The sequence below is a fragment of the Fluviicola taffensis DSM 16823 genome, from assembly GCF_943372375.1.
GTDB classification, from domain to species: domain Bacteria; phylum Bacteroidota; class Bacteroidia; order Flavobacteriales_D; family Crocinitomicaceae; genus Fluviicola; species Fluviicola taffensis_A.
On the sequence record NZ_CALRYJ010000006.1, the window covers coordinates 36,615 to 48,348 of the forward strand.

Consider the following 11,734-nt stretch of genomic DNA (forward strand, 5'->3'; position numbering starts at 1 on the left):
AATCGCGCAGCTACGGGTAATTTTTATCTAATGACAGTGATAAACCCATTGTATTTGGTGTTCATCCCTGAATTACTGGTCACTACGAAAATATACGTGTAAACTCCATCCGGAACAATCGAGCCTTCGCTGGTTCTACCGTCCCATTTCAAATCGTCCGTATGTAATTCCTTGATGATATTTCCCCAGCGATTTACAATGAACCCTTCTGCAAGGAATCCTCCCATAATGCTGATCGAAAAGAAATCATTGACATTGTCATTATTTGGGGTGAATACATTGGGAATGAAAACCGCATAATCTTCGATACTACAATCTTCGAACACAATTTGAGCCGTATGTGTGGTCGGACAACCATTTCCATCGACGATATTCGTCACTACGTTATCCGATTGGAAATACCAGGATCCCTCTACAAAGATTGAATCCCCTTCGCATGGTGTGAAGGTTTGTGAAGTTGGATTCACTGAGAATATGGAAAGATTTAAAGTATGTGTACTATCACACCCGTTTTGTCCGGTAAAAACAAACGGATAAGCTCCTGCTGCATTGAAATTCTGACCGTTGAATGAGTAAGTGTCACCTGGACAAATACTGTGTGATTCATTGGTTGTTTGAGGAGTACAACCAGTTACGATAATCGTTTGGCAATCCTGAGAAGCACAAGATCCGGCTCCAACGGAATAACAAATTTGATACGTTCCGGCTCCGGCATTTGCAGGATTAAAGACTCCGGAAGCCGAGATACAGGTTCCGCAATCGGAAGACCAGGTTCCCCCTGCAGAATTTGCTACAAATTGAATTGGAGCATCTGAAGTTGAGAAGGGTCCTGTTGTTTGAATCGTTGGATCTTGAGTAGCTGCTCCTGCCAGAATGGTTGCGGAAGCACTTGCAGAACAACCTCCGTTATCTGTAACTGTAACGGTATAAGTTCCCGGACAAAGATTTGAAATTGTTCCGGTAGTTGCATTATTGGACCAAAGAATTGTAACCGGCGCAGTTCCTCCTGAAATGGTAGCAGTAGCAGTTCCATTACAAGCATTTTGACAGGTTTCATTCGTTGAAGTTGCTTGAACGGAAATGGTACTTCCATTATTTGTTACTGTTGCCTGAGCTGCCATGGAACAACCTCCGTTATCCGTAACAGTAACGGTATACGTTCCGGCACATAAATTAGTGATGGTAGCAGTTGTAGCTCCGTTCGACCAAGAGTAAGTATATGGAGCAGTTCCTCCTGAAACAGTTGCAGTCGCAGTTCCGTTGCATGTAGCACCACATCCGGTAGGAGTTGCGCTTGCTGTAACCTGAATCCCTGTTGTAACCCCACATTGTGGATTCATTGATCCAATCCATGCATCATTTGCGGCATTATTTGCTGCACCCGGAGTTTCATTCACTCCAACCGTTCCGGAAGTCCAGTTTGCTTGAAGTGCGGAGTTGTTATTCGTGTTATTTGTCATGGAGAATACTTTGCTACTTGCAGCTCCGGCGAAATAAATAATATTGTTTGTAGAATTGTTTCCCCAACTGACTGCATGAGAAGGTGTTGTGGCGTTAATGCTTGAAAGGATCAAAAAGGAATCGTTTGTATTTGACATGGCTACCTGATTCCATGTTCCTCCACCGGCAATCCAACTGGCACTTGCAGGATAAGTCATATTCACGCTTGTAGGACTTGTGCTTTGACCTTCGAATAATGTTGAATTGACAGGAATGATCAGGCGACAGTTTCCATCCGTCATACTTAAATCATCCGGTGGAATGGCAGAATTTCTATCAGTCTCATTGTAAACCACAATTAAAATTCCCTGAGGAATGCAACTCCAGAAAGGATCGTTTGAAAAACGAACAGCACCGGTTGCAATTCCGGTTCCACTCCCGGTTGCAAAATATCCATTGTTGTCATCTAAAACAATTCCTCTTAAATCGATACAAGGAGTAGGAGTTTGACAACTTGGGGTTCCAACTACTAATAATTCAACATATTCTTGTGAACCACTTCCCTGTGAAACTTCATTAATGATTAGTTGTTGTGAATAAGACTGGAATGAGAAAAATAAAATTAAGCCAGTAACTACGCGGAGAGAACGCATTTTTTAACGTAAAAAAAACTCTAATTGAATCTGGTTTCAGCAACTAAGGAACTAACGGATCCGTGCATCAAGGATTACAAATTCAATTTTTCACGGCAAAGGTACGGTGAAATAAATTACCTTTTTGAGTTGATAATGTTATTAAATGGTTACGAAGTTGTTCTTTTCATACTGAAGACATGATACCATTTCATTCAAAGACTGAAGACAAAGAAGATAATTAAGACTTAAGTCTTTGATCTAATGTCTTAAGTCTTATTTAAACTTTTGCTATCATTACCACTCTTAAGACTACTCGGAAACGGATATGACACTGGAACTACTGTATGAAAAATATGCCAAACAGGTTTATAATCTGGCATTGCAGTATGTTCAAAATGCGAACGATGCGGAAGAAATTGCGCAGGATGTTTTCCTGGCTGCACACAAATCATTGGACAAATTCCGGAATGAATCGAATCACGGTACCTGGCTCTATCGGATTACAATCAATAGATCATTGGATTTTCTCAAAGCAAAAAAGCGAAAGAAACGTTTTTTCTGGTTTACCAATGAACTTTCTGAAAATGATTCTGTGGAATTCAATCATCCGGGAGTTCTGATTGAAAATCAGGAGGAGACTGCATTTATCTTTTCGTGTATCAATGAATTGCCGGATAATCAGAAAACAGCTTTGATCCTGAACAAAATAGAACATCTTCCGATTGCTGAAATTGCCGGAATTATGGAAACATCGGCAAAGGCAGTAGAATCCTTGATTCAACGTGCGAAAACAAATCTTTCAAAAAAAATAGGAGGTAGCGAGGGTTAAGCTACAAAGTGTCGTCTAACAAAATGAACAACATGGAAAAAGATCAGTTACATAGTTTGGAAAAGATTGAAAGGGTGGAAGTTTCTCCATTTCTCTTCACACGCATTCAGGCGAGGGTGCAAGAACAGTTTCTGGATAAGCTGTCAACAAGACAAACGGTTGTTTACCTCACAGGAATTGCATTGATTGTTGCATTGAATGTGATGGTTTTGGGAACAAAGAATGAGGATAAGAATGAGAACCTTGTTTCCGAAATGAATCTTGCTCCAACCAATCAATTGTATCCATGAAAAAGTCTGTCGTCAGAAACGGGTTCATTGTCGTATTGCTTTTAAGCAATGCCTTGTTCATTTATAAATGGTGGATGGCTCCGGAACGCAGGCACCGTGGACCAAGAAATGAAATCATTGAGAAATTGCATTTTGATGAAGGACAAGTTCTGAAATACGATGCGTTGATTCGCGGACATCGGAAAGCGATTGAAGGCGCAGAACATCAGTTGCAGAATCAAAAACAACATTTGTATTCAAATTTGGAAGCTCCTTTTTCAGATAGCATATTGAATGAAATTTTGAAAGTCGAAGCAAAGATTGAACACATTCATTTCAACCATTTTAAGGATATTGAAAAATTGTGCAGACCAGATCAGAAAAAACAGTTCAAGGAATTGAATCGGGAAATCGCACACTTGTTTTCACCTGGAAACGGACCTAAGCGTTGATCAGAGTATTTCTATATTGGTTGTTCTTGCTTCCGCTTTTTAGCTGGGGACAGCTTACGATTGATGTAAACCTGACCCTTGATAAACAATTGATCGGACTGAATCAGACCTTATCCTTGAATGAGCAGTCGTTTCAGTTGGAACAAGCCCGTTTTTACCTGTCTAAGTTTGAATTTTTCCAAAATAATCGGTTGGTTGCTGTCGATTCGATGGAAGCTTATTTGGTCGACTTCGAAATCGATTCTACCCGGAAAATCAATTTCCCGACTATTCAAGCGGATCAAATAGACGAGATCCGATTTTTGTTTGGTATAGATAGTGTGACGAATACTTCCGGTGCAATGACTGGTGCGCTTGATCCGATGTACGGAATGTATTGGAGTTGGCAAAGCGGTTATATCAATTGTAAACTGGAAGGAATAGTTTTAACCCCGAAGCGTGAAGCATTTCAGTTACATCTGGGTGGTTATACTTCACCGTTTTTGGCAGCACAGCACATTGTCATTGAAAATAGTAAAACCAGTGCAACCAAGCTGAATATAGACCTGAAATCAATTATGGGAGAAGTGGTTTTGTCAAAATCCAACCTGCATGTGATGTCGCCGTGTGTCAAAGCCGTTGAATATGCTCAAATCCTTGCAAAATCTTTTGACCTGAAACCATGAAGCGATTGGAGGTATCCTGTTTGATCCTGATTTTGGTTCTGGTTTCCTTCCGGTATACGGAACAGTTATGGAAAACTCCCACGGATTGGCCGGAACCCGTTTATAATTTCAAGAAAAATCCATTGGACTCTGCAACTATCCAGTTGGGAAGGGTTCTGTTTTATGATCCTGTTTTGTCTTCTGATAGCACAATTTCATGTGCCAGCTGTCATTCCCCATACAATGCGTTCACACATGTGGATCATGCATTAAGTCATGGAATAAAAGATCGGATAGGAACAAGAAACTCTCCGGTTTTGGTGAATTTGGCCTGGGGAAAAAGCTTCATGTGGGATGGTGCGGTAAATCATCTGGATATGCAGGCATTGGCGCCCTTGGAGAATCATTTGGAAATGGATGAGAACCTTTCACATGTGCTAAAGAAAATCGGCAGGCAAGAGAAATACAAACGACTTTTCAAATTGGCTTTTCATTCTGAAACCATCACCGGGGAACGTTTCCTGAAAGCGATTTCCCAATTCATGCTGACATTAGTCAGTTCCAATTCAAAGTACGATCAAGTGACTCGTGGCGATAAGGGAATTCAGTTTACGGAACAGGAGAAAAAGGGCTATGAGCTTTTTAAGGCAAATTGTGCTTCCTGTCATACGGAACCGTTATTCACCAATCACACATTTCAGAATAACGGATTGGCTCCGGATTCGCTTCTTCAGGATATCGGAAGAATGAAAATCACTCAGAGGCAAACGGATTCCCTGAAGTTTAAAGTTCCTACACTTCGAAATATTGAACGTTCTGCTCCCTACATGCACGATGGAAGGTACCGAAGTCTGCAGATGGTATTATTTCATTATTCGTCGGATATCCATTCATCCCCGACATTGGCATCGCAGCTCCGGAATGGAATCAATCTAAGTGAAGACGATAAACGAAATCTCATTGCTTTCCTGAAAACATTGACAGATAACACCTTTTTAAACAATAAACAATTTCAATACCCGCGAACACTTGAATAGCATTTGTTACCTATCCAAACTTGCGTAAGATAGGAGAAGGTCTGCCCGTCATTTGTTGATGGGCAGACTTTTTTTTGATATGCGAGGGTTTCATTCCAAAGTGTCGTCTAATCGGGTAAATGCTTTTATTATGAAACAAACAGCTGCAATTATTCTATTCTCTCTTTCCTCCGGATTGTCCTTTTCTCAAGGACCTTCTATTACTTCCTGGTTACAAAACACGACATTGATGGGAAGTCACTATGTAAGTGGAAACTCTACCGCTATTCAGGACAATATCCCTGTAAACACCCAGTTAGTTCAGTATTCCGCTTCGTGGGTGTATGTTACAACAAACGGTATTCCCTCTTATCCCACCGGACCATTTCTAGATGGAAATCCAAGTCTGGCAACAGATCAAAATGCGATCTTTAAAATTCCATTGAATCCAACTCAGAATACGGGAACACTCACCGCAACAACAGGTGGAAATATTGGCGTTTTCATTAATGGAGTTGCTTTGTTTGATTATCGGGATGGTGTCTCATGGAAAAATTCTACCAATGCACTTGCGGGAGGTCCATTGGGTGGAATGGGAGACGGTGTTTGGAATAGAGATGCTGTTGTTGCCGAACGCGGTGGTTTTGATTGCGCGAAAGGGCATCCGGCAATGGGGAATTATCACCATCACCAAAGTCCAAGCGCATTTGATTTGGATTTGCAGGTGATTTCGACCGTTTGTAATCTCTATGACTCGGATGGTTTGTATGCCATTGACAGCACACAGCATTCGCCTTTGATCGGATACGCTTATGATGGTTTCCCGATTTATGGAGCTTATGCCTATAAAAATGCAGACGGAACCGGCGGAATTGTTCGTATGAAATCCTCTTTCTCATTGAGAAATATTACGGTAAGAAATACTTATTACGATGGAAGTTCGGTTACGGCAGGACCAGCAGTAAATGCTACGTATCCTTTGGGTTATTTCAGAGAGGATTATGAGTTTACGGCACCTGCAAGTGCAGATTATTTGGATATTCACAATGGTCGTTTCTGTGTCACTCCTGAATACCCTGCCGGAATCTATTGTTATTTTGCAACAGTGGATGAAAATTGGAATTCCGCTTATCCCTATGCAGTCGGACCAACATTCTACGGAAATAAAGTGGTGACCAAAGTGACATCAGTAGGAGAGGCTACAACGACTTATACACCGACACCAGCCGGATTGACACAATCAGAGTTGGAAAGTCTGAACATTGACTTGTTTCCAAATCCGGCAATGGATTTAGTGACCCTTCAGGTGAATGGTTTGGTGAAAGAAAATCTGACGGTCGAACTGACAGATATGACGGGTAGAACCGTTTTGGAGAAAATCATTCCTGCGGGAAGTACGATTGCATTTTTTGAAACACAAGCAATAAACGCGGGTGATTACATCATTCGAATTAAAACTTCAAGCAGCGCGATTACAAAGGAATTAGTGATTTTGAAGTAGAAGGATTTTCGGTTTAAATAGGAAACGCAGACTTTACGGTCTGCGTTTTTTTATTTTTTATTAGTTGGTTTTGATATAATAGTCATCCTTGATGATGCAATAAGTTTTTCCGGCATCCGGAACTCGTAATTACCTCTTAAGTTGGCGCGAGTTTCTAACTCGTGTCAAGAGTTTTATCCCAGATTCACCTGAATCTTCACCAAATCCGAATAAGCCCCACTTGTTGCCATCAAGTCTGCATGATTTCCGCTTTCTACAATCATTCCATTTTGAAGAACCAGGATCTTATGCGCATTTCGGATGGTACTCAAGCGGTGTGCGATGACAATACACGTTCTTCCTTTCATCAATTTTTCCAAAGCATCCTGAACTACGCGCTCTGATTCGGAATCCAAGGCTGAGGTAGCTTCATCCAGGATCAGAATTGTCGGGTTTTTCAAAATTGCCCTTGCAATTGCAATACGCTGTTTTTGTCCACCTGAGAGTTGAATTCCACGGTCTCCAACTTGTGTTTTAAAGCCGTCAGGGAAGCTCATAATGAAATCGTACGCATTGGCTTGTTTTGCAGCACTGATGATCTCTTCTTCTCTTGAATCGGGTCTTCCGAATGCGATGTTCTCCAAAATGGTTCCTGCAAACAATAAGACGTCTTGAGGAACAATTGCAATATGCTCTCTCAGGTATTTGATATCAATGGAATCCGCATTGGAATCTCCAAAATAAATTGCTCCTTTGTTGATTGGATAGTAATTTAAAACCAAGGAAGAAATGGTTGTTTTCCCCCCTCCTGATGTACCAACCAAGGCCAGGGTTTGATTCTTATTCAATTCAAATGAAATTCCTTTTAACACTTCTACTTCAGCACGTTGAGGATACGAAAAATGAACGTTCTCAAATCGGATTGAACCATCAATTTCAGGTTTGTTGCTTCCCTTGAATAAATCGGATTCACTCGTTTCATTGATGATATCCATTAGTTTCTCCGTTCCTCCGATCGTCTTTTGAATTCCGCTGTAAAAATCAGGAAGTGAGCCAATACTGGCAGCCATCAATAAGGTAACCATCAGGAAAGAATACAAGTCACCATCACTCAGTTCGGGATTGGTACCCTGGGTCATCAATAATCCTTGCCAAACGATAAATACGATTGAACCGAACATGCAGAAAACCATGAAGGAGATGAATAAGCCTCTCCAGATTCCACTTTTGATGTTCAATCGTTTAATTTCCTCTATGGAAGTTCTGAATCGCTTGATGAGGTAATTTTCGTTTGTGAAAGCTTTGATGTTCCCGATTCCGGTTAGTGATTCTTCGGCAATTGCATTGGAGGTTGCAGTTTGATCCTGGGCTTCTTTCGATAGGCGTTTGATGAATCTTCCAAATAACACTGCTACGATCATAATGATGGGAACAGTTGAGAGCATGATCAATGAAAGTTTCCAGGAAACAAAAGTCAGATAAGCAATTCCTCCGACTACCATGACGATTTGTCTGAAAAACTCTGCTACGGTAGTTCGAAGCGTTTCCTGAATCTGTGTAATATCGGCAGAAAGTCTGCTAGTCAGTTCTCCAACCGTATTCTTGTTGAAGAAATCCATTGGAAGATGAAGCATTTTTTGGAAAACGTCGGATCTCAAATCACGCAAAGCCTTTTCGGTCACGTTTGTGAATAAGACAACCCGGAAGTAGCTGAAGATTGCTTGTCCACCGAATAGTGCAAATAAGGTTACCGCGACTGTGGTGATATTGGATAGGTCGATAGCATGTATTGCTTCGGCCATACTGGTTTGAGAACCGCTGCTTAATCCGAGTAACTGTCCTAGCAAAATGGGGAAGATCAAACCCACAGAAGTGGAAAGGACCAGAAAGATCCAACCGATGCCATATTCAAAGCGATAAGGCCTTAAATAATGAAAAAGTTTACGTGCCTTTTTGTAACTGTCGCGTGTTAAATGAATCTTTTCTTTTTTAGCTTGTTTTGGTCGCAACATCTTTTTCCTATTTTTGTCTCACAAAAGTAATCGGTGATTGGCTTAAACAAACTTTTTTTTCGATTATTTTCGATTAAAACTTGAAAAATTAGAAAATCTACCTATCTTTGCACCCCATTCTGACAAATGTCTGACATTTCCAGAATTATTAAGAAGCAATAAGAACATTCGAATAAAGCATAGATCATGAAAAGAACGTTTCAACCGTCTGTAAGAAAGAGAAGAAATAAGCACGGTTTCCGTAGCCGTATGGCAACTAAGAACGGACGTAAAGTATTAGCTGCACGTCGTGCTAAAGGCCGTAAAAAATTGACAGTTTCTGACGAAGGTTTCCACAAGCGTTAATCGCTCGTAAGATCTTTATTTTAAGATATCGACCATCTTTTCGTTTTTACGGAGAGATGGTTTTTTTGTTTTTATATTTTTAATCACTATGACTCAAATTAGAATTCTATTCTTCTTTTTAGTAACAAGCTCAAGTGTATTTGGATCATTTCACACAGATTCATTGCAGTTGGCAGCTTACTATCAGGATGCGTTGATTCATCCGGATGGAAGTCTTGAAATACTTAGTAAAGCAAAAAAACTCACTCAATCAAAAGTGCAAACAATTGCCTGGAAAGAAAGCTGTTTCTATTTGGAGGCTCGGTTTTTAGTCCAGACCGGACAATTTGAAGCCGCAGAAAAGGTTGCGAAATCAGGATTGAAATTGTTTGATTCCAAGAAAAAGAATGGTGCCAAATTCTATAATCTCTTGGGTTCCGTTGCAGCTCTTCGGCAAGACTACGAACGAGCTATTCATTACTACAAGTTGTCTTTGGAATTATTAGAACTTCATGGAGATAAACTGCAAGCTGCTTACATTAAGAATAACATTGCAAATACATTTTTTAGTCTCACGGATTATAAAAGTGCTTATGCCTATTCAAATGAGGCTTTTACGGAAGCAAAAGAATTGAATGATACACTTTATATGCCTTCCATGGAAGCAATTTTGGCGGTGTCTGAAGTGAAAATGAACAAATTGGAAAGTGCGAAATTACATGCTCTTGAAAGCATCCAATTATCCCAAAAATACAAACAACCACTTGGATTAATTATCGGAAATTATAGTTTGGGAGAATATTATCTCGAAATAAAGAAATATCAGCAATCTGAGAAACACTATACTTCTTCTTTAATGATAGCAACTCAATACAGGCAATCCAATTACATGATGTTGGCAAATATTGGTCTTCTCACGGTTTTTAATGCAACAGGAAAGTATGAAAAAGCAATTCAAGCAGGAGAAACAGCTTTGAGTATCACTAAAGCGTTACATAATCGAAATACGGAATATTCGATTTATAAAAACCTGGCATTTGCTTATGCGAAAACAGGGCAGCATGAAAAAGCATTTCAACTCATGAAAACTGCTCATGAGATCTACAGAAAATCAACCTCCAGGGATAATCGGAAATCAATCAATGAGTTATTGATTAAGTACGAAACAGAGAAGAAAGAAAAGGCATTGACTAAAAATGAATTGGAGCTGGTCAGGCGAAATCAATTAGTGGCTTGGTTAAGTTTGATATTATTGACGATAGTACTTGCTGTTTTTGTTTTAATTCGTCGTCAAAAATCCAAATTGGAAGAGAAAGAACGAGAACGGGAAAGGGCTGTGTTTAGCGCTCTTGTGGAAGGAGAAGAGTACGAACGCAAGCGGCTCTCGCATGAAATTCACGATGGCATTCAATCAGCGCTTGTAGGGATTCAGTTGAAACTGGAACAAGAAACAAAAGGAACGAATTCATTTCAACCCGTTTTGGATCAGTTGAGAACGGTACAGGAAGATACCAGAAGAATGGCGCATAACCTGATGCCTGTTTCAATGTCTGAAAACGGATGGAATGGAGCGTTGGAGTTATTTTGTAAAGAAGCAGCAACGCCATCTTGTCCTATTTTAATGTTTCATAATCTCAGCATCGAATTAAGTAAATCAAGTACCGGAAAGGTAGTATTCAGAATCCTTCAGGAATTGATTCAAAATGCAGTGAAACATGCCAAGGCAACTGAAATCAATGTAAACGTTTTGCAAGAGGGTGGTCAGTTGCTTTTTATGGTGGAAGATAATGGAATCGGTTTCGATACCAGTTTACAACGAACAGGTCAGGGAATTCAATCATTAGAAGAACGATTACAATCAATCCATGCAGCACTTTTTATAGAGTCTTCCAAGGGAAAAGGCTCTGTTTTTCGGTTTACCATTCCCATTTCTGAATTTCTTTAAGTAAATTTCGGAATGTCAAAAATAGGGATACTCATTGCAGATGACCACGATTTAATCTTACAAGGTTTAGCTAATTTATTGGTTGAAGAAGAATGGATTGCTCAAATTCACCAGGCAAGAACAAAAATAGATGTTCTCCGAATTTTGCAAAATGAACAAATTCAAGTACTCATTCAAGATGTCAAATTTGGAGCTGACGATGCAAGATCTTTTATCCCCGATATCAGAAATAAATACCCGGAACTGAAAATAATTGCCCTGTCCAGTTTGGGCGATAGCGCCAGTATTCATTCTGTTATGAACGCCGGAGCAAATGGCTATGTGGTAAAATCTGAAAGTGGAAGCCAATTGATATCAGTTATTAAAAATGTCCTTTCCGAAGGTCAGGCCTTAAGTATTGAGAGTCAAAAAGCCCTTTTTAAAACACAAGCTTCTCCTGAAATTCAGCTCTCGATTCGTGAGAAGGAAGTACTAAAAGCAATACTGGAAGAATTGCCTACCAAAGAAATTGCTGCACACTTGTTCCTGTCAGAAAAAACAGTGGAGCACTATCGGGCTACTTTATTTGTGAAATTTAATGTTAAAAATGTGACAGGCTTAGTGAAGAAAGCCATTTTCTTAGGTTTTTGGCAAGATTAGGGTTTTCCCTAACAGGTCTTTTGGTGATTCCCCTAAAGATAACTTTTGA

The 11,734-nt window shown here is 40.0% G+C and carries 11 protein-coding genes; 9 read left to right on the forward strand and 2 right to left on the reverse strand.

Annotated elements, in window-relative coordinates; all coding sequences use genetic code 11:
• Positions 1-23: 23 nt before the first annotated feature.
• On the reverse strand, positions 24-2,093 hold the full coding sequence (locus tag AAG807_RS10305) for a gliding motility-associated C-terminal domain-containing protein (RefSeq protein ID WP_341903285.1): 2,070 nt from the start codon (positions 2,091-2,093) through the stop codon (positions 24-26).
• Positions 2,094-2,400: 307 nt separating this feature from the next.
• On the opposite strand from AAG807_RS10305, the gene AAG807_RS10310 reads away from it, so the two are divergent.
• The 6 genes from AAG807_RS10310 to AAG807_RS10335 all read left to right on the forward strand — a co-directional run bounded on the left by AAG807_RS10310 (position 2,401) and on the right by AAG807_RS10335 (position 6,786).
• Positions 2,401-2,904, forward strand: a complete 504-nt coding sequence (locus AAG807_RS10310; protein WP_341903288.1) for an RNA polymerase sigma factor — start codon at positions 2,401-2,403, stop codon at positions 2,902-2,904.
• Between the two features lie 32 nt (positions 2,905-2,936).
• Positions 2,937-3,194 (forward strand): hypothetical protein, encoded by a 258-nt coding sequence (locus AAG807_RS10315; RefSeq protein WP_341903289.1) that lies wholly within the window; start codon positions 2,937-2,939, stop codon positions 3,192-3,194.
• The gene (locus AAG807_RS10320; protein ID WP_341903292.1) at positions 3,191-3,625 is read left to right on the forward strand and encodes a hypothetical protein; all 435 of its coding nucleotides are present in this window, start codon (positions 3,191-3,193) and stop codon (positions 3,623-3,625) included. The genes AAG807_RS10315 and AAG807_RS10320 overlap by 4 nt, the downstream gene beginning before the upstream one ends.
• 26 nt (positions 3,626-3,651) lie before the next feature.
• Positions 3,652-4,290, forward strand: coding sequence for an MbnP family protein (locus AAG807_RS10325; RefSeq protein ID WP_341903294.1), 639 nt, complete (start codon positions 3,652-3,654; stop codon positions 4,288-4,290).
• Positions 4,287-5,306, forward strand: a complete 1,020-nt coding sequence (locus AAG807_RS10330) for a cytochrome c peroxidase (protein ID WP_341903297.1) — start codon at positions 4,287-4,289, stop codon at positions 5,304-5,306. The genes AAG807_RS10325 and AAG807_RS10330 overlap by 4 nt, the downstream gene beginning before the upstream one ends.
• Positions 5,307-5,436: 130 nt before the next feature.
• Entirely contained in the window at positions 5,437-6,786 is a 1,350-nt protein-coding gene (locus tag AAG807_RS10335; protein WP_341903300.1) for a YHYH protein, read from the forward strand.
• A 173-nt stretch (positions 6,787-6,959) separates the two neighbouring features.
• On the opposite strand, the gene AAG807_RS10340 is transcribed toward AAG807_RS10335, so the two are convergent.
• Positions 6,960-8,777, reverse strand: a complete 1,818-nt coding sequence (locus AAG807_RS10340) for an ABC transporter ATP-binding protein (RefSeq protein WP_341903302.1) — start codon at positions 8,775-8,777, stop codon at positions 6,960-6,962.
• A 186-nt stretch (positions 8,778-8,963) separates the two neighbouring features.
• Here AAG807_RS10340 and rpmH point away from each other — a divergent pair, with 186 nt between their 5' ends.
• From rpmH to AAG807_RS10355, 3 genes are all read left to right on the forward strand, one after another.
• Positions 8,964-9,122, forward strand: coding sequence for a 50S ribosomal protein L34 (gene rpmH, locus AAG807_RS10345; RefSeq protein ID WP_341903306.1), 159 nt, complete (start codon positions 8,964-8,966; stop codon positions 9,120-9,122).
• Between the two features lie 88 nt (positions 9,123-9,210).
• Complete coding sequence (locus AAG807_RS10350) at positions 9,211-11,046, forward strand: ATP-binding protein (RefSeq protein ID WP_341903308.1); 1,836 nt, start codon at positions 9,211-9,213, stop codon at positions 11,044-11,046.
• Positions 11,047-11,058: 12 nt separating this feature from the next.
• Complete coding sequence (locus AAG807_RS10355) at positions 11,059-11,685, forward strand: response regulator transcription factor (protein ID WP_341903310.1); 627 nt, start codon at positions 11,059-11,061, stop codon at positions 11,683-11,685.
• The last annotated feature ends 49 nt before the right edge of the window (positions 11,686-11,734 follow it).